The sequence below is a fragment of the Chryseobacterium cucumeris genome (assembly GCF_016775705.1).
Lineage (GTDB): Bacteria > Bacteroidota > Bacteroidia > Flavobacteriales > Weeksellaceae > Chryseobacterium > Chryseobacterium cupriresistens.
In genome coordinates this window covers 3,787,815-3,813,400 of the sequence record NZ_CP068760.1, presented here as the reverse complement: position 1 = coordinate 3,813,400, position 25,586 = coordinate 3,787,815, and the positions used below count along the sequence as shown (strand labels likewise).

Below are 25,586 nucleotides of genomic sequence, written 5' to 3'. Positions count from 1 at the left end.
CTTTGCCGTTTACTTTATAACAAATTATGTTTTTTTGTTTATTTTTAACTAAACATTAAGATTATCATTAATATAAAAATGTTTTATATTTGCAAAAATTAAATTTTAAAATAACCATAAATCCATATTCTTTTATGAATAAAAAATTATTGTTTAGCTTCCTTGCCTTCCTTGGAGTGGTAAGTGTTAAAGCACAAAGAAACGAATTGGGAGTTCGTCTAGGTATGAGTAACCTAGTGGGAGATGTAGGAAGGACAAATTATATTTTACAGAAGCCGTTGGATTTAAGCAGAACGTCAGATTGGGGGGTCCCGTTTTATGGTGGTTTATTATATAGATTTAATTTTAACCCGCATCAGACTATCAGATTGGATTTAGGATACAACCAGATCCAGTTCAGTGATAAAGCGGCAAAAGAAGATTATAGAAGAAATAGAAACTCATACGGAAAAAATAATGTGTATGAGGCGAGTTTAATGTTTGAATATAACTTTTTCCCGGTAAATAATGAGCAGATAAGCATGCTGAGCCCTTATATCTTCGGAGGTGTCGGTGCTTTGATGTTTGATGCTCCTAAAGCTACTCTTGTGAATGACTTCAGAAGAGATGCTGATGGTGTGGCACAGGCTCCGGTCAATGAATTGGATTTTACAACCACCACAGATTATTCCTTGGGCAAAAAAGTAACAATGCATATCCCTTTTGGTGTTGGTTTAAAGTATAAATTCAACCATTCCTGGGCTATATTTGCAGAAGCTACATTCAGATATACATTGACGGATCAGTTGGATCACAGCAAGATCCTTTCCAAAGATGTAAAAACTTCTTATAATGCTGATATTTTGGATCCTGCCACAGGCGGTTCATTATTACAGTCAGGAAATTATTATGCGGTTTCTAAAGAAAGAGAAGCAGAGTTTATTAAAAAGAGAAATATTGGAGATGACAGATCCAGAGACTGGATAAATACTTTCAGTTTAGGACTGACATATTCGTTCGGAAGACCTCCATGTTATTGTGAATAATATGTCGTTGATTAAAGAAAAAATAAATTCTGAGAATTTACCAAAACACGTAGCCATCATTATGGATGGTAATGGAAGATGGGCAAAATCTCGTGGCGAAGAAAGAACTTTCGGTCACAAAAATGCCATTAATGCAGTAAGAAATGCTATTAATGCTTGTAATGAGATTAATATTCCTTACTTAACATTGTATACATTCTCTTCAGAGAATTGGAATCGTCCAAGCGAAGAAGTGAATACCCTTATGAATCTGTTGGTAGAAACCTTACTGCTGGAAGCAGAAGAGATTTTCAGCAAAGGATTGAGAATGCATGTTATAGGGAATCTTGAGAAGTTGCCTGCATTAGTAAGAGAGCAGTTGGAACGTGTGGTAGAACTCACAAAAGAAAACACAAAAGGAAACCTTGTATTGGCTATTAGCTATGGCTCACAAAATGAAATACTGGAAGCCGTAAAAAACATAAGTTCTGATGTAAAAGAAGGAAAAGTAGAGATAGAAAATATAAACGAAAGTTTATTTGAAAATTATCTTTATACAAAAGATTTTCCTCCTGTAGATTTACTGATCAGAACCAGCGGCGAAATAAGAATAAGCAACTTCCTGCTTTGGCAGATTGCTTATGCTGAATTACAGTTTTTAAATGTTCTGTGGCCGGATTTCACCAAAGATATTTTCTTCCAGTGTATTGTGGATTATCAAAACAAAGAAAGAAGATATGGTTTAACCGGTGAACAGGTAAAAGGCCAATAAATTTTTAAGAAAAGAAAGACTCGATAAAATGAAGTTTAGACTATTACCCATCATTATGTTTGCTGCTTCTGCACATTTTTATGGACAAGTAACTCCACAAGACAGCACAAAAGTAAATAATGCTGTACATGCAGAAAATGAGGCAGGAACTTATACTCTTAAAGACATCGTTGTAGATGGGGTAAAAAAATATACACCAGCTCAGATCTTAAGATTTACGGGCCTTACAAAAGGAGAAAGTGTAGACATTCCGGGACAGAAAATCAGCAACGCTGTAAAAAAACTTTGGGATACCCAATCTTTTTCTGAAGTGGAAGTTTATGTTCAAAGCATTGAAGGACAGACGATCGTTCTGAAATTTTATCTGCAGGATCTGAAAGAACTTGGAGAAGTGAAATTTACAGGAAAAGGAATCGGTAAATCTAAAAGTGAAAAACTGGCAAAGGATAACAACCTTAAACCAGGAACTAAGATCACTCAGAACTTGGTTTCAAGCCTTAAAACCAATGTCCCTAAAGACTACATCAAAAAAGGTTTTGCAGATGCCAAAATTACTATCCAGGATAAAGTAAATGCAGGAGATCCTGCTTTGGTAGACTGGACAATCAATGTAGATAAGGGTAAAAGAATTAAAATTGACCATATCGAATTTGAAGGAAACGATAATGTAACCGATAGCAAACTTAGAAATAAAGCTTTCAAAGAAACCAAACAAAAGCGTTTCGGAATCGGTGGTATTTTGAAATCCTCAAAATTCATTGAAGATAAATACCAGGAAGATAAACAAAGCCTTATCAGTTATTACAACTCCCTGGGATACAGAGACGCTAAAATCGTTTCAGATTCAGTATGGAGAAACAAAAGAAATAACTACGAAATCAATGTAAAACTTAGCGAGGGTAAAAAATATTACATCGGGGATATTACATTCACGGGTAATACCGTATACGCAACAGAATATTTGCAGAGATTATTAGGATATAAGAAAGGGGATATTTACGATGCAGTAGGTTTCAACAAAAAAGTTGGGGAAGACGGAGGTAAAGAAGATGATTCAGATATTAAATCTGTTTACATGAATAACGGTTACCTTTTCTCAAATGTAACGCCGGTTGAAAAATCAGTTTCAGGAGATGCTGTAAACCTTGAAGTAAGAATTAATGAAGGAGAGCAGGCTACCTGGAATAAAGTAACATGGCAGGGGAATACTACAACCCATGACCACGTAATTCTTAGAGCACTAAGAACAAAACCGGGAGAGCTATTCAAGAAAACAGAAATTAAGAGAACCTATTTCGATTTAGCGGGAATGTCATTCTTTGATCCTCAGCAGGTCGGACAGGATATCCAGCCAAATCAGGTGGATAATACTGTAGATATCAACTGGAAGCTTGTAGAAAAAGGATCTTCTCAGGTTCAGTTACAGGCAGGTTACGGGGGTAACAGCTTTATCGGTACTTTAGGATTAACATTTAATAACTTCTCATTAAAGAATTTCCTTAAGTTTAAAGATTTCAAACCGGTACCTCAGGGAGACGGACAAACGTTTTCTATTCAGGTGCAGGCAGGACAGTATTTCCAGAACTACGGAGTATCATTCTCAGAACCTTGGCTATTTGGTACAAGACCAACAGCACTTTCTGTAAGTTTGAATAACTCAAGAGTAAGATATACAGATCAATATGGAGAAGCCCAGAAATTGAATATCTTCTCTGCTTCAGTAGGTTTGAACAGACTATTGAACTGGCCGGATGACTATTTCTCTCTTTACACAGGTTTACAGTTTCAGAAGTATGACTTCAAGAACTATCCGTTCCAGTTTGGAGATACCACAGAAAATAACGGTACTGCCAATAACTTCAGTATCAACTTAGGACTGAGCAGAAACTCAGCAGGTATTGACCCGATTTTCCCAACAATGGGATCCAATATTGAGCTTTCAGCAAAACTGACTCCTCCATACTCATTGTTTAAGAAGAAAGATTACTCCACAATGTCACCTATTGACAAATATAAGTGGATGGAATTCTATAAGATTAAATTCAAGGCAGATGTTTACAATGAGATCATTGGAAAACTTGTGCTAAGGTCTTCTGCTGAAATGGGATTCATGGATGGATATAACAGCCAGTTGGGAGCTCCGCCGTTTGAAAGATTCTATATGGGAGGTACAGGTCTTTTCGGAGGTCGATATGACGGTAGAGAATTGATTCCTTTAAGAGGATATGAAAATGCCAGTACAGAAGGAGGTCAGGCCGATGATATTACTCAAAGAGGAGGAGGTACAATTTATAACAGATTTACTTTAGAATTAAGATACCCGATCTCAATGAGCCAGACGGCGAAAATCTATGCCCTGACATTCGCAGAAGGTGGTAACGTATGGAACTCATGGAGTTCTTACAGCCCATTCCAGTTGAAAAGATCAGTCGGAGTTGGTGTAAGAGTTTATATGGGAGCATTTGGATTGATCGGATTCGACTTCGCACTAGGTCTTGATAAAACATTATCAGGTGACAAGTCCGGATGGAGAAACCACTTCTTGATGAACCAAACATTATAATTATTAAATATGAAGCACTTTAAAATAATTTTCACATTCGCATTACTCTTACTTTTCGGGCTGAACAATGCCCAGAAAATCGGAGTAGTGGATACTAATGAAATTTTAAATAAATTACCTCAGTATAAAGAAGCCGAAGCAAGATTAAATTCTCAGATCGATACCTGGGAGTCTGAACTTCAAAACCTTCAGTCTGAATATGAAAGAAAAAAAGCTGCTTTTGAAAGTGAAAAAGTTTTATTGATAGGTGATCAGCTTAAACTTAGAGAAAAAGAAGTTACAGACCTAGATAAAAATATTAAAACGACAACAAGCTTACGTTTTGGAGCGAATGGTGAAATTACAAAACTGAGAACAAATCTGGTTCAGCCTTTTCAGGATCAGATCTGGGGAGCCATCAAAACAATGTCCGAAAAAAATGGCTTGGGCATAGTTCTTGATAAAAGCAATAACATTAGTGTTATTTTCCTTCAGTCAAAATATGATTACACCGAAAAAGTATTGTCTATCTTATTAAAAGGAACAGACAAGAAGGAAAAAACAAATAGTAAAGGCAAAAAATAATAAAAGAATTAACTTTTGCTATATTTTAAAATCTAAAAACAAATTAAATTATTTATTTACCAGTTATGAAAAAATTAAGTGTATTATTTGCAGCAGTAATGATGGTTGTATCTGTAGGTATGGCAAAAGCTCAAAAAATTGCTACTTTAGATGTAATGGGAGTTCTTAACGCGATGCCGGAGAAAAAGAAAGCAGATGCTGATCTTAAAACATTCTTAGATACTAAACAAGCTGAGATCAAGAAGAAAGCTGACGCAGCTCAAACTAAATATCAGCAATACCAAACTGAAGCTCCTAAGAAAACAGCTGACGAAAACAATGCTAGAGAAGCAGAAATGAAAAAATTAGCTGAAGAAATCCAGCAAATGCAGGAAAAAGCTCAAAAAGATCTACAAGCTAAGCAAGATGTAGCTTTTGGTCCTATTGAGAAAAAACTAAACGATGCAGTAGAAAAAGTAGCTAAGGCAGGTGGTTACGATTATATTATGGATGCAAACTCAACAGCATTCCTTTATAAAGGAGGACCAGACGCAACTCCAGCTGTGAAGAAAGAATTAGGAATTCAATAATTTCAGCAAATTAACAAAGATTTATAAAACCAACCGCCTCTTTTAGAGGTGGTTTTTTTATTTTTGCGGAATGGAAAAAGAAGTATCAACTACGGTCAAAGTTAGGTTTAGTGACTGTGATCCGATTGGACATTTGAATAATGTAAAATATCTTGAGTATATGTTCAATGCCAGAGAAGATCATGTGGAAACATTTTATGGATTCACTTATGAAGAATATACCAAGAAAACCGGCTGTACCTGGATTGCTATTCAGAACGAAATAGCCTATCTCAAAGAAGTAAGATATAATACACAGGTAGTGATCAGCAGCAAAACCATCGATGTACAGGATAGAACTGCAAAAGTGGAAATCCTGATGAAAAGTTTAGATGAAAAAACAATTCATGCCGTACTTTGGGTGACTGTTATTTATTTTAATGTTAAAACAAGAAAATCTGAAGTTCATCCAGAAGATATCAAAGAAATTTTTGATCAGTTTTATGTAGATCTTATCCAGAAAGACTTCCAGTCAAGGGTGAAGTTCTTAAGATCTCAGAATGCCAAGAACTCTTAACTCCATTTCTTATTGAAGGTTCCAATTTAAAATTAATAATAAACAAATGAAAAAAATAGCAGTAATAGGTAGTAACGGACAATTGGGAAACTGCATAAAAAAGATTGCCCCGGATTTTGAACATCTATATGAGTTCCTGTTTACGGACTCATCTACTTTAGATGTTACCAATGAAGAGCAGGTGAACGATTTCTTTTATGATAACAAACCTGATTATTGCATCAATGCCTCCGCATACACTGCAGTTGATCTGGCAGAAAAGGAACAAGAAAAAGCCTTTGCAGTAAATGCCGGCGGAGTAGCCCACCTTGCTCAGGCATGTGCAGATTATAAATCTGTTCTGATTCATGTTTCTACAGACTATGTTTTTGATGGAACCACAAATCTTCCATACGCTGAAGATGATTTTACCAATCCCATAGGTGTATACGGAACATCAAAAAAAGAAGGAGAGGAGCTTGCTCTGGAAATCAACCCAAAAACAATCATTATAAGAACATCTTGGCTGTATTCCGAGTTTAATAAGAACTTTGTGAAAACAATGTTGAATCTTTTCTCTCAGAAAGAAGAATTGGGAATCGTTGCTGACCAGTTTGGGCAACCAACCAATGCCAACGATCTGGCAGAAGCTATTATGAGAATTATCGAAGCACCACAGAAAACCTACGGCATTTTTCACTTCTCAAACTATCCGGAGACAACCTGGTTTGAATTTGCCAAAAAAATTGCTGAATTTTCAAAATCATCAGTAAAATTAAATCCATTGACAACCGAAGAGTACCCAACTCCTGCCAAAAGACCAGTCAGAAGTACCATGTCTCTGGATAAAATAGAAGAAGTTTATAAAATAGAACCCAAACATTGGGAAAACAGTCTTGAAGAATGTGTTGAAATCCTTTCACACGAATAATATATATATGAAGAATATTACAATCCTCTTTTCCGTATTATGTATCCAGCTGTGGAGCGCACAGAATGTTTATATGACCAGAGTTGAAAAAACAAATGACAATGCAGATAAATTCTTCTACAGAAAAGATGCTGTCGCTGCAGAGGCTGTTTATTTAGGAGAAGTAGAAGTACAGGGGGGGTCAAAAGATGACGCACTCGTATTTTCCATGGTATATAAAAAAGCAAAAGAGATTGGTGCCAATACATTTGAATTAAAACCTTTCGAAAATGTTGATGGTACTCCGCAGACATTCAATGCTGCCAATTATAAAATTGCTTTATATTACACACCTAAAGAAAAATTGGCGGCTAAAAATGGGGAGATGTATATATTTGCATCTTCTGAAAAAGATCAGAAAATAAATGTTAACCGTAAAGACTATATTATTTCTCCCAGATCATTTTTAAAATTAAAAGTGGTTCCGGGAGAAATCTATACGATTTCAACCAAAAAGCTTTTAGGCTCTACAGTGAAAGTTCAGCCAAAAGCCAATGATGACAATCTTTATTTTCAGGTTTCCTCCCTGAAAGTAAAATCAGACAACTCAGGAGTGGGTGGTTTGAATCTGAAATCCGGGGATATTATTGGTCTGGAGAAATCCTACGCTGAGTTTTTGAGCGTAATATATAAGGAAATCAAACCTTAGAAACATTCTATACTAAACAATTGTAGGTTTTTGGCCTATATAAATCAACAATAGGAACGGGCTGAAGCCCGTTCTTTTATATAATCTTTGTATTGAGTTTTAGCTCAAATGTTTTTCCAGTCACATTTTTTACAGGCTTTATTGAAAATCTTCCCTTAACTTATTATATATGTCAATAGGGAACGGGCTAAAATCCTGAGCTTAGTCTAATGAATCCCATTTAATAAAGATACTCCCTCCATCTGAATTCAATTCAAACCTGCACCTTATTATAGATACCTTATTTGATGTTCCAAACCCCAAAATCCCACATCTCACGCTCTCTCACCCTCAAACCCTCCCACACTCCAACTCCTTCCTTCCATTCCAAACAAATGTTTAAAATTTTTCTCCCTGCCTTCCAGTCCTTTAGGAATAAATATCACTGTAATGTAAAATTTATGTTAAATAAACTTGTTTTGCGTTGTAGGAAGTTACTATCTTTGCCCCACTGAAAACGAGAGTAGAGCAGTAGCGCAGAAGAGCCTTTAGATAGGCAGAAACGATATTACTTCAAGAAAGAGACGGACGAAAAAAACTTTAAATTTTTTTGTAAAAAAAGTTGCCAGTTTAAAAAGAGTTTGTATCTTTGCAGTCCCAATTAGAGGGAGCGCAGGAGTATAGAGATTGAGGTTTTGAGAAGGGTTAAGGTTACTTAAAAAACTTTAAAATTTTCTTCAAAAACATTTGGTCTTGAGGGAATAAAAACAAAAAAGACTCACTGTTTCCAGTAAGTCTTTATGTGAGCGCGAAAGGATTCGAACCTTTGACCGTCTGCTTAGAAGGCAGATGCTCTATCCAGCTGAGCTACGCACCCTAAATTTTTTTAAGTCGGGGCGGCAGGATTCGAACCTGCGACCTCCTGGTCCCAAACCAGGCGCGATGACCGGACTACGCTACGCCCCGAAGGTGTCATCAGTAACGAATTTTACTTCGTTTTTGCGGTTGCAAAGGTACAATACTTTTTGGAATAAAAAAATAAAATAAGGAATAATTTTTAATTAATTTTTCATGAGTGCTTCTTGATTAATTGTACATATTTAAAAATCATAGTCTTATACTGTTTTTATAATCCCATGCTAAAACGGTTTATTTTACCCAAATCTGAGGAGAAACAAAAAGACTCACTGTTTCCAATAAGTCTTTATGTGAGCGCGAAAGGATTCGAACTTTTGCCGTCCCGATTGAAATCGGGATGCTCTATTTAGTAATTATTGTTTGAGGGAATAAAAACAAAAAAGACTCACTGTTTCCAGTAAGTCTTTATGTGAGCGCGAAAGGATTCGAACCTTTGACCGTCTGCTTAGAAGGCAGATGCTCTATCCAGCTGAGCTACGCACCCTAATTTTTTTAAGTCGGGGCGGCAGGATTCGAACCTGCGACCTCCTGGTCCCAAACCAGGCGCGATGACCGGACTACGCTACGCCCCGAGAGTGTTATTAATAACGAATTTACATCGTTTTTAGGGCTGCAAATTTGCAATACTTTTTGGAATAAAAAAAATAAAATGAAGAATATTTTTTAATTAATTTTCCTGAATTCTTTTTTATTACCTTTACCGGGTTAATAACCATAGACTTATCTTGTTTTAAAAAGTTTAAAAATTTTTCTTTTTTCCTCTTTAAATTTGAAAGCATTGTTCATGTTTTTTGTTTTAATAATAAATTTCTCACTAATCATTCTACCAAATAAAAGGATTATAGTTTTTTCTTCTTAATAAAAATTGTTTTTAAAAAAACTTGTGGTATCTATTTCTTTTATAAATTTGTAAAAAAAAACTAATACAATTGTAATCTTATGAATAAATTAATCACTTCTGTCTCTTTATACTATTATATTCTGGATTTTTAAGATAGTTTATCTTTTTCGATTAATTTTTAAACTAAACTTCAGTCGGCTGCTGCTGACTATTGGTAAAAAAAACTAATATGCATAACCTTTTTTATTCTAAGGCATTCACGATAATTTGTTTATCGTGCACTGTCTCTGCTTATTCTCAACTGGTTGGATCTAATGTTCAACTATGGGAAAAAGCCAATCCAACACTTCTCGAAGTAACGAAGTACAAAGATGGAAATTTACTCAATTTTCATTGTGGTATCAAGGATAAGCTCTTCAAAAAATATATTAAATACAGTAAAAATAAGAGTTATACTCTTACAGCTGTCCATCGATCGAAGGAAGATGAATTAATATGGGAAAATACTGAAAAGAAGATTTTTCTAGAAAATAACAACTTTAAAACCGATGGGAAAGAAAACGTTGAAATTAGAAAAAAGCCGAGTATTTTTTCGTTTGTAGCAATTGCTGATTTGAACCGTGAGAAATCTGATAGTTTGAAAATTAAATTTGAAGATCAGAACCTTTATGAGATGATATTTTTGTCAAGAAAAGCAAAATCTGCGGATCTTAATAAAATTCACTCTTATCTTTCTATTAAATATGGAATTTCACTGGAAAAAGGAAAATATTACAGCAGTAATGGAAAGATTATCTGGGATCCGGAAAAGCATAAAGAATTTAAATATAGACCTACCGGATTAGGAAGAGACGATGGTAATGAATTGTATCAAAAACAGTCGTCCAACCAGGCAGATTTATTTTTAACAATTGGTAAAAACGCTATCGAGAGAACGAATGTTGAAAATCATGCAGTTTTTGATAATAACCAGTTTGTAATCTGGTCTGATGATAATAAAGAATTATCGTTGAAAAATGACGGGGATTTTGATATCCTTCAGAAAAACTGGGAAATAAACTTTATAGGAAATAAGGTTCCCACAAAAGATTATACAATAAGGATTTTGAAAGAAACAGTAAATCCGGACTCTTTACCTATTGCTTACTGGATGTTTTTGAAAAAAACTGATGGCAGTATTCAAAAAATTCAGGGTACCGAAGCTGAAAAGTATATTGTTTTTAATAAAGTTGATTTTCTGAATGAATTTGATAGTAGTGATACTGCTCACTTTACTTTTGCAATTAGTCCTCTGAAAAATCCTAAAACAGAAAGTTCAGGTCAAAATCAAAATTCAGGCTCCCGATTACCTGTAAGCAGCGGTGACTTATCATTGAATCTGACCAAAATTAATCTCTATCCCAACCCTGTTAAAAAAGGACAGATATTTACCGTTACTTTTCCTTCTATGGAAGGACTTGGAATTTCCATTTATGATGGAGCGGGAAGACTTGTAAAGCTTGATAATATAGACCGGAAATCAACTCATTATACAGGGCAGTTGGACGTTCAGAGTGCTTATATTATCAATCTTATCCAAGACAAAAAAATTATAAAAACGTTCAAATTAATCGTTGATTAAAACTATATCATGAAAATAAATGTGGATCAATTTCCTGTTACCAGGAAATCACTTCTGTTAGTGGGTTTCTTTGGCTGTATGTTTGTTTTTGCAAGCTTTACCAGAGATGACAGACAGAAGGTACGGGAATTCAAAAAAGATCTCCTCAGTAAATGGACTCATAAAACAGTAGATTTGCCTGATCAAAATGTAAAAGACAATTCTCAACTATTATCACCATCAGAGAAGTTTTCCCGGAAGAATCTTCTGAAAGGAAGATCTTCCGTATTTGCTGATGCAGAAAATGGAAAAGAGGAATTTTCTGAATTAACAACTGATGCTAAAAGTAGTATCAATAATTTTTATCCCTCAATAGAAAAAGAAGGAACAATCGGAACTTTCACTGACCAGGAGGAAGATGAAGTTTCTGATAACTTTTTCACGATAGATATTCCTGCTGTGAAGGAGAATACGGTAGTTTATCTGGAATATGACTTATTTGGTCTGGCTTCTCATGAGTCTGTATCCAGGTCTATCAATCATAATATTGCTATAGGAGGAGGAATTATTGTTCCAAGTGCAAAATGGAGCCATCAAAAAGAAGCGCTTAATTCAGGACTTATTAAAACAGGTTCCAATTCTGTATTATTTACTTCACCTTCTGCAGGCGTAAAATATAAAGTTAAAAATTTGCGTCTGGTCTTTGAGAAAGATGAAAAATCAGATACCGTTCCCATAATTAGTTCTATGCTTTCTGATGATCAGCTATATGTAAAAGGGAATTCAGGAACATTGGCAGATGTGATAGTAAATAACGAAACTGTTACTGTAAAGAAAGGAGAGTTTGAAAAAGTAATCAGACTTTCGGAAAAAGATAAAACGGACGGTTTATTCTCTGTTACGGCAGAAGGAATATCCAATACCTTTAAAATTCCGGCTTCAACAAAAGCCTTTAAAGTAGTTGATCATTACTATGCAAAACCAAAAGGTGTTGAAATTTCAAAAGATAAAGAATTCAGTATAGGCTATGAAAATATGAATGTTTCTATAGAAAAAGGAACATCAGAATCGGCTTACATTGAAGTTCTGAAATTAAGAGAAAAAGATATTCCTGCGGTATCTCAGGGGCTTAAAAATGTAACATTGAATAATGCCGCTTACAGATTTTCAGTAGTGTCCGGGAATCTGCAGAAAAAAGCTAAGATTACTATTCCTTACGATACCAAAAGGTTGGGATTGTTTTCTCCAAAAGATATTAAAATCTTTCACTTTGATTATACCAAGAAACAATGGGTAGCAGACAAATCAGTTGTTGATGAGAAAAATAAAACGGTAATGGTAGAAGGAGATGGAGATCATGATTATATCAACGGAATTATTTCCGCTCCGGAATCTCCCCAAACGACGGCTTTTTCACCAACTAGTATCAGTGGATTGAAAGCAGCTGATCCAATGGCAGGTATGCAACTTATGAATGCACCTACAGCAAATCAGAAAGGTGATGCCAATATGAATTATCCTATCAAGGTTCCTGCTGGTTTGGGAGGATTACAGCCTTCTTTAGCTATAGGCTACAACAGTGGTGCGGGTAACGGATGGATGGGTGAAGGATGGGATCTTCAGGGATTATCTGCGATTACAGTAGATACCAGATGGGGAACGCCCATGTTTGGTAGTCAGGAAACTGAACTATATACCTTGGATGGGGAAATGCTTGTTTATCCTGGGGGCTACCTGCCTCACAGACATAATAATGTAAGTGAAACATCTACGAATATTACAACTACAAGGCAATCGAGAAATGCAACAGGAAAAAAACAGTTTTATCTTAGAAAGAATCATGATTTTACTCTTATAGAAAGAGAGGGGAACAGTCCTGCAGAGTATTCATGGACGGTGACCTCTACAAACGGAACCAAAAGCTATTATGGTGGGAGCAGCAATTCTATTGTGAAAAATGATGCAGGTCAGATTGTTCACTGGGGGTTGAGAATGATAGAAGATGCCCATGGCAATAAAATGATTTTTACTTATCAGAATAATACATTAGATCTAGGAACAAATAACAATATAACCGGAGGAGTTTATTTTCATATTCAAAAAATAACTTATGGAAAAAATCAGGATTATAGTGTTAATTTTATTGCTGAAACCGGGATTAGCAGAAAAGATATCAGTATCAATGCTAAACAGGGGGTAAAGAGGGTAGAACCGTATCTTTTAAGATCAATTGATATAAAACATAAGACAGAAAAAATACGAACATATGGTGTGGAATACGAAGATGGACAATTTAATAAAACAAGGTTAAAAAGATTATACAGTCAGGTATACAACATTAAACTTGTTAATCCGCTTCCTATTATTGATGACTATTCTTTTGAATACTATAACCAGGTAGAAAATAATCAGATATTTGGACCTGACACCCAGGTACAGGTACAGAATTCTGAAAATGTCTATAATGGACTGATCGAAAACATCCTAAAACCCTCCAAAATCAATGGAAATATTTCCTCTGAAAATGGATTGAACTTCAGACCGGCTGCTGGGTTGAATTTCTTTTATTCTTCCAATGACGCATATGGACACCTGATGTTTGGATTTCCTTTTGGATATTCTACTGCTGAAGCAAAAAATGCACAGCAACTTATTGATTTTAATGGTGATGGTATTCAGGATATGATCTACAGAACTTCTTCTGAACTGAAATTCAGTCAGGGAAAACTGGACCAATATGGAAATTTATCTTTTTTACCAGCTAAGCCCTTATTGAATTATAATAATAACTTTACTTATACTGAGACCAAGACCAACAATTCAGGATGGGATATGGGAGCAGTTGTATACAGCAAATCCCAGATTAAATCTACATCCAGAGGGACCACATCTACCTATCTGATTGATGCTAACTCTGACGGATTGGTTGATATTGTCAATAATGGGCAGGTATGGTTTAATAAATATAATAAGATATCACAACAGCCTGAAATGACCAAACATTCTGAATTTACAGAAAATATGGTAGTGAAGGACAAGCCAATTGCAACTCCGGTCTTACCACCGGACGATCCTATTGTTACTCCAGATATTCCGGCAGTACCAATTACTGATGTTGTAAAAGTATGGATAGCTTCACAGGATGGTTATATCACGATTAAAGATAATATATCCGTACCTTCTTATACTGGAGATCCGAATGATTTACCCATAAAAATGTATTATTCGGTGGAAGCCCCTTATATGTCTTCGGGTGCTTCTGTTAATACAAGAGTTTATCTTACGGAACTGAATCCCGGGGGCCTTGCGAAAAATATCTCGATCTCGAAGTATAATGATTATTATACAGAAATGAATACTATTTCCCCAGGATATAATACAGTATCCAATCAGGTAGGAGCTGCTAATAGTTCCAACAGGATTTTTGTAAAAAGTGGTGAAAAAGTATACATAAGATTGCATAAAAGCCAGAGTAAAAATTTAGAGGTAAATTCTAATCCGGAAGTTATTTATGTTGATCCATCAACCGGATCCCCTTTGTCAAGTAAGTTTGTATTTCAGGATCAGTTTAAGCTGAATAACGGAAATTATGGAAGTAACTTCCTTACCAATAATTTATTATCATCAGTGTATCTGGATGGTACGGGGACAGCAAATATTACAGTTGAAAGTGTTAATTTCACCAATACTACAGATAGCTTTACCTTTAAAGTGATTGCAGAAAATGCGAATACTGGTACAGTTACAGTGCTTCATTCTTCTGAATATGTCCAGTCCTATGATTCATTCAATACTGAAACTTTTACAAGTACTTTGAATGTAAATTCAAGCGAGCCGGTTTACTTGAGGTTTATTGTTGAATCAGATTCTTATACATCATTCTTCAATAGTAACTGGAAGGATAAAATAAAAGTAAATTATAATGCTGTTTCAAATAATAATACGTCAGTCAATGTAGAACTGTATCCTGTTGTCCAGTATCCTTCATATGCCGTAACACAATTAAGAGGAAAAATAGACATTAGAAATACACAGGACAATCCTAACATCGTTAGTGGGAAAAGAGCTTATGGAGTTCAGATAGACAAAGGTGTTACAAACTTTTCTACTCTTTCAACCGGATCGTTTTATTACGTAATCAAAACCGGATCTACAGTTATGGGAAAAAGAAAAGTAACTGTAGCTGCTAATGGAGCTAACTCCGTGATTAAAGAAGAGGATATGATTGGAGCATTTGATGTTCCGGGAATAAATCCTATCAATTTTTATAAGGGAGATTTAACAATACCTGAATTTGGTCAACCTCATCTTGTAAATATTCAGGTATACTGTAAAACAGACGGTGATTATGCTTTATTTAATAAATACTCTCAATACTTCCAAGGGAAACCATTCAAAATTTACGGAAGTGGTGAGCTGATTACCTCTGTACCTCCAACTTCGGTAAATACAGCAATGTATAACCCGAAAACTGCTGTCTATAATAACTGGGGACAATTTTTATACAGTCCGGGAATCATAGAAGGTTACACCTATGGAAAACCAATTGAAGCAGAAACTCTGACTCCGGGTAATGTAGCTCAAAATACTTATCCACAATGTATTCAGCAGCCTCCTTTAACTGCAGAGGAGTTGGCTAAGTGTATTGATAACTTACCTAATGCGAATCCTAACACAGGAAATAATACAATTTCCCAATTTGTTTCTCCAATGAAACCATATAGTTCACTGGTAAATACAGGAGGTACGAGTTACACCGTTAAAAGTATTTGGGTGGGAGCCGGAGAGAATCAGTTTGCTTCTGCAAATTCTTTCAAGGATGATGAAACTGTCAATTATTTCAATAATCCTATACCTAATACACCATCGGTGACACCTACTACTCTGGTAACAGGAGTACTTCCATTGGATACCACAATGAAGGCTATCAGTAGAAAACAGAGCAGCTACACCCGTAATACGACGAATACATTAAGTGTATCATCAGGGAATATAAGTGGATCTGCAGCTGAATCTGAAACTGTACCTTGGGGGAAAGGAAGTATTGAAACTCAGACATTCTCTGATATTAATGGTGATGGTTATCCCGATATGGTTTATCCGGAGTCTATTCAAATGACGAACTCTGTCGGAAGTTTAGAGGATATAAGCCTGGTTTCCTCGGGAGGATTCCCTACTGATTCTAATACTTATCAGAAGATGAATTCTCTGGGATTCTCTTACAACCTTTTTTCGGCCACTGGAAGAATTAGTGTAAATGGTCTTTTAGGAACTACTTCAAAAGGAGATTCTTCAATGCCTTGGTCAGGATCGGGATCTGCTAGTGCAGGAGTTACAAAGTATTTTAACTCATTTGATTCAGGGAGAAATTTTTGGATGGATATCAATGGTGATGGACTTCCTGACAGAGTGGTAGATGGAGGCGATCTGAATATGGGTGTGATGCTCAATCTAGGAAAAAAGCTGTTAGCGCGCAAGCCTGTTGAAAATATGCTTACTTACCGATCTCACCCGATAGGAAGTGCAAATGTTTCTATTGGCGGAGGTTTGGGATCTTCTGCTAATATGGGAGCATTAAGCAGCTTTGGCTTCGGTATCAGTGCCAGCCTGGGAGGTTCTGCTTCTAAAGGAACAGCTGATGTGGTGTATGAAGACATTAACGGAGATGGATTGATTGATATTTTAGAGGTAAAAAACTGTGATGGTTTAGCAGGATGTGTTAAATCAACCAGTGTTCGTTATAATTTAGGACATAAATTTGATGCAGCAATTCCGTTGCTTAAAACAGTAGGAAATGTGGATTTCACCGAAGAAAGTGGCTCATATAATGGCTATTTCTCTTTCGGAGGACACTTTATGGTGAATATAGGACCTATACCGATTATTCCTCCTGTTCCGATTCTGAATCTTTTCATAAAAGTAGGTGCAGGGGCCACTGCCAATCTGGGTATCAATGTTTCTGATACTCAAAAGGCTTTCAGAGATATGAACGGAGATGGATTTGTAGATCTTGTTGTAGATAACAATAATGGCTTTATAGTCAATTACTCCCTGATTGGGAAAACCAATAAACTGAAATCTGTTACTCAAAACATTACCAAAGGAAAGTATACTGTAGACTACCAGTTTACACAGCCGAACTATGGGGATCCGCATGCAAAGCTGGTGGTTAAAGATGTTAAAATATTAAACCCGGATGTCTTTAGTACAGACTATACGCTTTCCAATACAGAGAAAGATATTGTGACCCGATATAATTTTGAAAATTCCAGATATGACAGAAGAGAAAGAGATAATTTTGGTTTCGGAAAAGTAATACGTGAAGAAATAAATATCGATGGAAATCCTTACCGTAAAACAGAGGATACGTATTACAACACAAGTTATTTCTTAAATGGATTAATTAAAGAAAGTAAAATCCTTTCGGGAAATGATGCGTTAATTTCCAAAGTAATCTATAATTATCGTTTATATAAATTTAAAGATAATACAACCAAAATAGACCCTAATTACTTAGCGGAAAGTTTTGATACCGGAGGAACAGAAGGTAGAAAAATGGCTACCGTTCTGTTGAATACAAAGATCAATACGAGATATGAAAATGGTGGGCAAATAGAAACTACGGAAAAAATGGAGTATGATTATAATACCGGATTGGTTTCAAATTATACTTATACCAGCCCTACCAATTCCTATAAATCTGTGATCACTTATTGGACAGGACTGAATAAAAATATGATCGCAGTACCAAAAGAGATCAATGTATATGACGGAACGGGATCTACTCTTTTGAGAAAGAGAAAAACCCAGGATGTAAACGTTAATACAGGAGATATCGGAAAATACATCGTATCTGATGGTTCTCAGGATATCATAACAGATTATACTTATGAACCTTCCGGTAATGTTAAAACCGTAACTTATCCGCCTGATGAATCACAAAATAGATATTCTATATCCTACGAATATGATGCTGAAACTGGTAAGTATGTAATAAGGACAACAGATGCTTTTGGATATATTTCCTTTGGTCAGTATAATCTTTATTTGGATGTATTAACAAAAAGCACAGATATTACAGGAAATGTAATACAATATGGATATGATGACTATGGAAGACCAATATCCATCATTGAGCCTTATAGTCCTGCAAATGTTTCTACGATAACTCATTCCTATTATTTTGATCATTATGGTATGCCAAGTTCGGATCAGAATATTAAAATATTCCGTGCCAGAACCTCTCATTATGATGCAGACCATCCGAATAATCTTATCAATACGGATTCCTATTCAGATTTCATGGGTAGAGTAATACAGGTGAAGAAAGATATTGATATTAATGGCATAGAACGCAGATCCGTTTCAGGAAGACCAATATTTGATGTATTCGGAAGACAGCTATATCAATATCAGCCTCAGGAAGGTGACATTCAGGATAATAATCTGAATCTGAATCTCAGTCAGTTTATGTTGTCCAATACGTACGACCACTCTGATAGGATTACGAATATTAAATATGAAGACGGTGTTGAAAAATCAATTGGCTACGAAATAGAGGGGAATCTGTTTAAAAGTATTGAAGAATTGGATGTGACCAGGACAGAAACTTTCACCAATTCAGAAGGACAGGTTGTAGAGAAAATAAATTACCTGAGTAGCAACCCGCTGTCTACAAAATTTGAATACAATACAATAGGTGAACTGCTTAACGTAACTGATCCGCAAGGTATAAAGACAACTTATAAGTATAACCTTGCCGGAAGAAGAACAGAAATGGTACATCCTGATAAAGGACTTACTACTTATGTATATGATGCTGCGGGACATCTTACCTGGTTTGGAACCCCAAATTTGGCAAATGATCCCACTATACAAACCCATCAGATTCATTATAAATATGATAAGAACAGACTGACAGATATTATACTTCCTGATCTTCCGAGCGGAGTTACTAATCCTAATAACGTTCATTATGATTATATGCCTGCCAATTCAGGAAATAATTCCGGAAGGATTACAACGAAAACAGACGGCACAGGATATACTACTTACAATTATGGTAAGCTGGGTGAAGTAATATCGGAAACCCGCAGAATATTCGGTTACAATATTCCGACTATGGAATTCAAAACGGATTATGTCTACGACAGCTGGAACCGTCTTAAAAAACTGACATATCCGGATGGAGAGCAGCTTACTTACAATTATGACCTGGGAGGAAATCTTAAAACGGTAAGCAACGGAAGTTATAATTATATTCAGAATATCAAATATGACCTTTATGAGCAGAGAACAGCAGCCAACTATGGAAATGGAACAAGAACAAATTATTCATATATTGCTACCAACAGAAGGTTAAATCACTTTGGATTATGGAGCAATTCCGATGCGTTCTTATCCAACAGCTATGAGTATGATAAGAGAGGAAATATTATCCGTCTTGCCAATGACGTAGGAGTAACTCCGAACCAGATGGGAGGAACGTATGCTTTCAAATACGGATATGATACCTTAAACAGATTGATTGGTACGGAAAGTGATATGGGGCTTAATGATAAAGGAGGAACTCCTACAACACCCAATACTTCTCCATATGCGCAAAGTAATTCACATTTTGAGCTTAGAAAGGTAACATATAACGAAAGTGGAGGAATTGTATTGAAGGAGCAGGTGCATCAGATCGACCAGCAGCCGAACCCATTGAATACGTATTCTAATAACTACAAGTATATTCCGGAAACTCATAAAGTGAAGACAATTATTGACGGTAATATCAATGGTACGCAGCAACTTTTCGAATATGATGATAATGGGAATACCATTAAACATGTTGATGAATTTGGTGCCAAGCAGATGTTCTGGGATGAACAGGACCGTTTGAAAGCATTCTATAGTGACGACTCCGGAGTATACCAGTATTATGCATACGACGACAAAGGAGAAAGAACGATAAAATACAACCTTCATGGAAGCTCTCAGCTGTATCAGAACGGTGAGTTGGTAGATCCGGGTAGCTTAAGCTTAACTGATTACACTTTGTATCCTAATCCATATGTAACGGTATCCTTAAACGGACAGTATACCAAACATTATTTTGAAGGATCAACCCGATTTGCCAGCAGGGTGATGGATGGAGGCAATATTTTTATTCCATTAAATCTCAGAACATCTGATCAGGGAACCACAATGAGAGAACCTGACCCTTCTGTTGACTTCAAAACATACCTTGAAAAAGCAGGAGTAGGTGATATTTCCTTGGCAGAGCTGAATACTTTAAACGGACCAACAAGCCAGTTAGGATTGTACTATTTGCATAATGACCATTTAGGAACGGCAACATTTGTTACCAATTCCAGTGCTCAGAGTACGCAGTTTTTCTTAAATTTACCATTCGGGGAAACAATGCTGGAGCAGCAAACAGGAGTATATGATAACCCATATAAGTTCAATGCAAAAGAGCTTGACAGAGAAACAGGGCTGTATTATTATGGAGCAAGATATTATAACCCGAGAGCAAGTATTTGGTATGGCGTGGATCCATTAGCGATTTACAATCCAGTAATGGAGATTCAGTTTTATGGTGATGGAGAGCATAATGGGGGAATATTTTATTGGGGTAATCTGAATCCTTATATCTATACCTATCAGAATCCGATTAAGTATGTTGATCCTAATGGGAAGCAGGTAGATATTGTTAAAAAGTATGAGGGAAGAGCTCATAATTTTAAATCTTTTGAAACAAATAGTTTTAGGATTAATCCAAATACACAAACTTGGTATTTTGATCATACTGCTAATACTAGAAATAAGACGGCTAAATTTATTGGAGGAATATTTGGGATTCAAGCAGATCCACAAAATACTGTAATGGCAGGACCTGTTCTTGATTTGGTAAAAAATACAAGTTCTGTAAAACAAGCCCAAGTTGAATTAGCAAAATTATTAGGTAAAGATGGAAAAATTGAGAATGGAGAAACCCAAGGTTACTTTTATGATATTGGAAAGATTGGAGGTCAAGAATTTTGGAAAATAGCTATGAATTCTTTAGGAGACTTTATTTCGGGTAAATTTTATGAGGATAATACTTTCTTTAAAGAAAAGAATGTATTAGGAAGCTTTTGGTCAACAGCAAGAGTAAGTGATGATGGGAAAAATGTCATTATGAGTGTCTTTGACACTAAAACATTAGGATCAGCAACAGATGGCTTATTAAAAAGGGATAAGAGTAGCAGTAGCAGCAAGTTTCATTTATATATGTGGACCGTACCAACAAAAGACTTTTTTATTCAATCCTATAAAAATTCAAAAATTAAATAATTGTAAAATGAAATTTAAAATATTTATAGTTATATCAATATTATTAGTAGGAGTTTTTTTCGTAAAAGTTTTTCTTTCAGACTTCTTTATAAGCAAAAATGAAGTTCATATTATGGATAAATATTATGTATTAGAAATTAATGGAGAATATAATTTAATGCATAAAGAGGAACATGGTTATAGTTTAACAATCCCGAGTGTTTTAAATGTATATATAAAGTCAGGTGAAATTATTGCTACATCAACTTTAGAAGGAAATAAATTTATAAACAATAATTATAAAAATCAATATTCAGCATATAAAGGCGTTTATTATTATCACGTAAAGAGATACAAGATACAAGAGATTAATAAGGAACAGTTTTTCAAGCAAAAAAAAATGTATAGTTCTGTATGGCAATTAAAATAAATTATAACATATAACATATAACATTTAAAAATTAAGATTACTTAAAATTTCCCGCTCCGCAAAGTCTCCCGACTTTGAGGCAAAAAAATCAAATAACTCAATTCAATAGTAAAAAACCTCGCAAAACGCGAGGTTTTTTAATTAAAAAGCTCCACTAATCCCTATATTTGCCTTATGAAACGATTAATGCTGCTGTACCTACTTTTCCCTGTATTTCTATTCTCACAGACTACCGGAAAAGTGATTAAAATTTCAGACGGAGATACCATTACTTTACTGTTAAAAGGCAACCAGCAAAAAAAACTGAGGTTGGCTGAAGTCGATTGTCCGGAAAGTGGGCAGGCGTTCGGTAAAAATGCAAAACAGTTTACTTCTGCTCAGGTATTCGGGAAAACAGTAAGCTTTGTTGAAACCACTACAGACCGTTATGGAAGATCCATTGCGAAAGTGTATTATGACGATGGGAAATACCTTTCCAGAGAGCTTATCAAAGCAGGATTGGGATGGTGGTATTTTTCCTATTCCAAAGATACCACTTTGGGAAAACTGCAGGAAGCTGCACAGCAGAAAAAAATAGGACTTTGGCAGGATATTAATGCGGTTGCTCCGTGGGACTACCGTAAAATGAAACGTGAGCTTAGGAATACTAAGAAAATCGAAGCGGCTAAGAACGGAGCAAAAATAAAAGGAGTTGCATAAATATTCTAAAGGATAGAAGAAAAAACAAAAACTGTCTCAAAAAAATGAGACAGTTTCTTTAAACAAAAAGTATTACAATCCTGATTGGATAATTGTATTTGATCTAATTCCTGTTTTTTACCAGAATCCATCCGGTGTAGGAAACCATTTTCTGGGTATCCGGATCCGTCCACTTTATTTCATACCAATAGGTGCCGCTGTTTACCGGAGTACCTCCGATAGTGCCATCCCATTTGAAATTATTGTTTTTATCCGAAGAATGGATAAGCTGTCCGTACCGGTTGAATATACCAAACTTTAAATCTCTCAGAAATGCAAGCTCCGTATAATCCAGTGTGTCATTGATACCATCACTGTTGGGAGTAATGGCATTGATAAGATTTGGAACCAGAATCTGTACTTCTACAGGGTGGCAGTTGCTGGAGTCTTTCATAAAAAAAATATTTTTACCTCTTGGAAGGCCTGTAAAAACATTAGAATCCTGCCATATCATTCCATCCCTTGAATATTGGTAAGGAGGTGTACCGCCTTCTACAGTAAGTGTAACTGTATTTCCTGTAGTTTCCACCTTCTTGATTTTTGGAACCGGAACAGACATCACCTTTACAAATTGCTTTGTTTCACATCCGTTGGAAGTCAGGATCACCCAATAATTACCTGTTGAAGCAATAATAGAAGGAGTGATTGCTCCTGTGCTCCATAAGTAAGAGGTATAACCTGGTCCGGCATCTAATGTAACCCGGGCATCCGGGCATATGTACTGGTCTGTCAAAAGCGGTGAAGGTTTAGGTGGTGTTACTGTTAAAGTGACCTGAGCAAAATCAAAACAGCCGTTAGCATTGATTACTTTTACAAATACTATGGTATTGGGAGAAGTATAAGCATTCGGAGTTGTTATTTCATTGGTTCCGTTGATTGCATCATTCAATGTTGGATAATACTTTTTGGTCACAGGATTGGTCGTAGTGACAAGTGCTGTTGCCAGGTTAAATATTCCTGTACTAGGACTGGCCGGAATAAAACAACCTGAGAGTGCAGCATTCTGCACATTTGGTTTGGGATAAAACTGAAGTGTGATTTTTGCATTAGCTGTACAGCCTTCTACCGTTGTCACTTTTACAAAAACCGTAGCAGGGACAGCTGATGAATAAGCATTGGCTGGAATAATTTCATTGGTACCGGCATTTAAATCGGCCATTGTAGGATAATATTTCCTGACAGCATTAGCCGGTCCTCCCACAGCAGCAGTCGTGAGATCGAAAATACCTGTTCCGTTACTCTCGCAGCTCTTTACCGTAGTATCTGTTAAAATCAGGGGCTGAACGGTTACATTTACTTTTACCTGTTCACAATCTGTAAAATCGGGATCATTTCCACAGAACTTATAAGTAAAAGTATCAGTGGTAGTACCTGTATTGGCCGTGTAAGTAAGGACTCCCGTTGCAGGATTTACAGTTAAAGTTCCGTTTGCAGGAGGCGTTATGATCTGTACAGTACCCGGTACCGGAATCTGTGTAGAATTTGAGAAGGTAGGAGTGATGGTAGCAGGAGTACCGGCACTACAGACATTCATCAGTTTTACTGTATGAACAAGGCAGGTAAATACTTTGTAAGGATAGGTTGTAAGAGGCGTACAGGTGCTTTTCGTAATCGATACGGTATAGTTTCCTGCTTGTGTAGGAGTGTAGGTATTACCGTTGGCTCCCGGAATAGGAGTTCCGTTGAGGTTCCACTGATAATGATCAAAGCCGCTTTCTACTTCTAACACAATTCCCGGAACACATTCTCCCGAAGACTTGCTAATCACCGGAATAGAATTGAATCCTGCAAAATATCCTCCATACCCCAGATTTCCGCTGCCTCCAATAATACCGGCCGTAACAGCTTTGGTGGAAGTTACCGTAACATTTCCGGATATATTGGGAATAGAGTAAGAAACCCAGTCTGAAGTTCCGGTTACCGGAAAAGGTCCCTGTGCCGCTGCAGGTGTTACCCCGTTTACTGCCACTCCGGCGCCTGCCTGCGTCAGGATATTGAGCTTTACAGAAAGTGGCGTGTTGAATGTCGTATAGTAGGGCATTTCTCCAATTTTTCCAATTTCATCAATAACAGTGGGAAGAAAACAGTTCAAAGGAGGAATGTAATTAAAACCTTCTGTGGCATCATTATCTGCAATGCCTGAAAGGAGCTGATAAACATACACATTTTTTGATGCTTTGATATACATATTGAGATGGGATGGCCCGTTAACGATATAATTCATTGCACTGACACGGTAATATTGTCCTTCGTTCAGAGTGGCAACCGGAGTAGGGTTGTTGTTCAGTCTGATTTCCGTATTATTTTCAGTAGCAACAATGATGGCGCCCTCGATTTCAGGAAGAAGGTTACCCATTCCTTTAATAAGAACAAACTCCTGACCAAGGCGTTCTACAGGAACAGACTGATCCATCACAATGTCTTCACCGTTATAAGGAGGAGCCAGCCCAAACTGACCGTGGTAATTTCCGTTGGTTACTGATATCGGTTTCGTAGATTCTATTTTAGCTCCGATAAAACCATCTTTATTTCCGGGTTTATTGGCATAGCCTGCAAAAATATAAGACTGTCCTTTATTCAGAGTAATTGTAATACTGGGATGGGTAAGCCCGTTGAAATTATTATAAAACCAGGTAGTCATGGCATATCCGGAAACTTTAACCTGGGTATTGTCCTCTGTTGCCAGAATACCACAAGTGAAGTTCTGACTGATCTGATTGTTCATCAATGGTGAATACACTGCATAAAACTTCGTTCCGATTCCAGCTTTTCCCTTTGATGTTAAGATTTCCCCGTGATTGATTTCCGAAAATCTGTAAGTAGCAAAGAAAGGTAAATCACCGTGAAGATAGAGGCCTCTTGTTTTTACACTCATGGCATCCGTTGTATTCTGGCCTGTCATCAGATTCCAGGGTATATCAAAGGTCTGTGGATTTCCTTTGCTGATAGTAACCGTTCCAATAACGGTGTTATTATTGTAAATGGTAACGGGAAAAGGAGTTATATTATCTGTGGAAAGATAAAGTGTCTGTTTCGGCGACCCGTTGGAAGAACTTACAACCATGGGAGCAAACCAGTGGTCTGTATCCCGCTGTGCATAAGCAATTGAAGATAAGAATAGCAGTATAAAAATAAATATGATCCTTTTCATAAAT

13 protein-coding genes and 4 tRNA genes are annotated in these 25,586 nt (G+C 36.2%); 12 read left to right on the top strand and 5 right to left on the bottom strand.

The window, feature by feature from the left end; translation table 11 throughout:
- Positions 1-134 precede the first annotated feature (134 nt).
- From JNG87_RS17020 to JNG87_RS16985, 8 genes are all read left to right on the top strand, one after another.
- Positions 135-1,025 (top strand): DUF6089 family protein, encoded by an 891-nt coding sequence (locus JNG87_RS17020; RefSeq protein WP_202839844.1) that lies wholly within the window; start codon positions 135-137, stop codon positions 1,023-1,025.
- Between the two features lies 1 nt (position 1,026).
- Positions 1,027-1,776: an isoprenyl transferase gene (locus JNG87_RS17015; RefSeq protein ID WP_110009824.1), complete on the top strand. Its 750-nt coding sequence runs from the start codon at positions 1,027-1,029 to the stop codon at positions 1,774-1,776.
- Between the two features lie 28 nt (positions 1,777-1,804).
- A complete protein-coding gene (gene bamA / locus JNG87_RS17010; RefSeq protein ID WP_202839842.1) occupies positions 1,805-4,339 on the top strand; it encodes an outer membrane protein assembly factor BamA in 2,535 nt (844 codons plus the stop codon).
- A gap of 9 nt (positions 4,340-4,348) precedes the next feature.
- Positions 4,349-4,903 (top strand): OmpH family outer membrane protein, encoded by a 555-nt coding sequence (locus tag JNG87_RS17005; protein ID WP_110009822.1) that lies wholly within the window; start codon positions 4,349-4,351, stop codon positions 4,901-4,903.
- A 65-nt stretch (positions 4,904-4,968) separates the two neighbouring features.
- Complete coding sequence (locus tag JNG87_RS17000; protein WP_110009821.1) at positions 4,969-5,472, top strand: OmpH family outer membrane protein; 504 nt, start codon at positions 4,969-4,971, stop codon at positions 5,470-5,472.
- Positions 5,473-5,542: 70 nt separating this feature from the next.
- Positions 5,543-6,028, top strand: coding sequence for an acyl-CoA thioesterase (locus JNG87_RS16995; RefSeq protein WP_110009820.1), 486 nt, complete (start codon positions 5,543-5,545; stop codon positions 6,026-6,028).
- A 46-nt stretch (positions 6,029-6,074) separates the two neighbouring features.
- Positions 6,075-6,938 (top strand): dTDP-4-dehydrorhamnose reductase, encoded by an 864-nt coding sequence (gene rfbD / locus JNG87_RS16990; RefSeq protein ID WP_202839840.1) that lies wholly within the window; start codon positions 6,075-6,077, stop codon positions 6,936-6,938.
- Positions 6,939-6,945: 7 nt separating this feature from the next.
- The gene (locus tag JNG87_RS16985) at positions 6,946-7,626 is read left to right on the top strand and encodes a hypothetical protein (RefSeq protein ID WP_202839838.1); all 681 of its coding nucleotides are present in this window, start codon (positions 6,946-6,948) and stop codon (positions 7,624-7,626) included.
- A gap of 782 nt (positions 7,627-8,408) precedes the next feature.
- On the opposite strand, the gene JNG87_RS16980 is transcribed toward JNG87_RS16985, so the two are convergent.
- The 4 genes from JNG87_RS16980 to JNG87_RS16965 all read right to left on the bottom strand — a co-directional run bounded on the left by JNG87_RS16980 (position 8,409) and on the right by JNG87_RS16965 (position 9,095).
- Positions 8,409-8,482: transfer RNA gene (locus tag JNG87_RS16980), tRNA-Arg, on the bottom strand.
- 14 nt (positions 8,483-8,496) lie between these two features.
- Positions 8,497-8,571: transfer RNA gene (locus tag JNG87_RS16975), tRNA-Pro, on the bottom strand.
- A gap of 362 nt (positions 8,572-8,933) precedes the next feature.
- Positions 8,934-9,007: transfer RNA gene (locus JNG87_RS16970), tRNA-Arg, on the bottom strand.
- 13 nt (positions 9,008-9,020) lie between these two features.
- A tRNA-Pro gene (locus JNG87_RS16965) sits at positions 9,021-9,095 on the bottom strand.
- A gap of 906 nt (positions 9,096-10,001) precedes the next feature.
- Between JNG87_RS16965 and JNG87_RS16960 the strand changes: the two genes are divergently transcribed.
- The 4 genes from JNG87_RS16960 (at position 10,002) to JNG87_RS16945 (ending at position 22,392) form a co-directional block, all read left to right on the top strand.
- Positions 10,002-10,985, top strand: coding sequence for a T9SS type A sorting domain-containing protein (locus JNG87_RS16960; protein ID WP_202839836.1), 984 nt, complete (start codon positions 10,002-10,004; stop codon positions 10,983-10,985).
- A gap of 9 nt (positions 10,986-10,994) precedes the next feature.
- Positions 10,995-21,284, top strand: coding sequence for a SpvB/TcaC N-terminal domain-containing protein (locus JNG87_RS16955; protein ID WP_202839834.1), 10,290 nt, complete (start codon positions 10,995-10,997; stop codon positions 21,282-21,284).
- Positions 21,285-21,291: 7 nt separating this feature from the next.
- Positions 21,292-21,693 (top strand): hypothetical protein, encoded by a 402-nt coding sequence (locus JNG87_RS16950; protein ID WP_202839832.1) that lies wholly within the window; start codon positions 21,292-21,294, stop codon positions 21,691-21,693.
- Between the two features lie 174 nt (positions 21,694-21,867).
- Positions 21,868-22,392 (top strand): thermonuclease family protein, encoded by a 525-nt coding sequence (locus JNG87_RS16945; RefSeq protein ID WP_202839830.1) that lies wholly within the window; start codon positions 21,868-21,870, stop codon positions 22,390-22,392.
- Between the two features lie 103 nt (positions 22,393-22,495).
- On the opposite strand, the gene JNG87_RS16940 is transcribed toward JNG87_RS16945, so the two are convergent.
- A complete protein-coding gene (locus JNG87_RS16940) occupies positions 22,496-25,582 on the bottom strand; it encodes a T9SS type B sorting domain-containing protein (RefSeq protein WP_202839828.1) in 3,087 nt (1,028 codons plus the stop codon).
- Positions 25,583-25,586: the final 4 nt, after the last annotated feature.

Bases quoted from the DNA above. Each gene is read 5' to 3' on its own strand.
- JNG87_RS16995 (WP_110009820.1), top strand. From the start codon at position 5,543: ATGGAAAAAGAAGTATCAACTACGGTCAAAGTTAGGTTTAGTGACTGT.
- JNG87_RS16945 (WP_202839830.1), top strand. From the start codon at position 21,868: ATGAAACGATTAATGCTGCTGTACCTACTTTTCCCTGTATTTCTATTC.
- JNG87_RS17015 (WP_110009824.1), top strand. From the start codon at position 1,027: ATGTCGTTGATTAAAGAAAAAATAAATTCTGAGAATTTACCAAAACAC.
- JNG87_RS16985 (WP_202839838.1), top strand. From the start codon at position 6,946: ATGAAGAATATTACAATCCTCTTTTCCGTATTATGTATCCAGCTGTGG.
- JNG87_RS16940 (WP_202839828.1), bottom strand. From the start codon at position 25,582: ATGAAAAGGATCATATTTATTTTTATACTGCTATTCTTATCTTCAATT.
- bamA (WP_202839842.1), top strand. From the start codon at position 1,805: ATGAAGTTTAGACTATTACCCATCATTATGTTTGCTGCTTCTGCACAT.
- JNG87_RS16955 (WP_202839834.1), top strand. From the start codon at position 10,995: ATGAAAATAAATGTGGATCAATTTCCTGTTACCAGGAAATCACTTCTG.
- JNG87_RS17000 (WP_110009821.1), top strand. From the start codon at position 4,969: ATGAAAAAATTAAGTGTATTATTTGCAGCAGTAATGATGGTTGTATCT.
- JNG87_RS17020 (WP_202839844.1), top strand. From the start codon at position 135: ATGAATAAAAAATTATTGTTTAGCTTCCTTGCCTTCCTTGGAGTGGTA.
- JNG87_RS17005 (WP_110009822.1), top strand. From the start codon at position 4,349: ATGAAGCACTTTAAAATAATTTTCACATTCGCATTACTCTTACTTTTC.
- rfbD (WP_202839840.1), top strand. From the start codon at position 6,075: ATGAAAAAAATAGCAGTAATAGGTAGTAACGGACAATTGGGAAACTGC.
- JNG87_RS16950 (WP_202839832.1), top strand. From the start codon at position 21,292: ATGAAATTTAAAATATTTATAGTTATATCAATATTATTAGTAGGAGTT.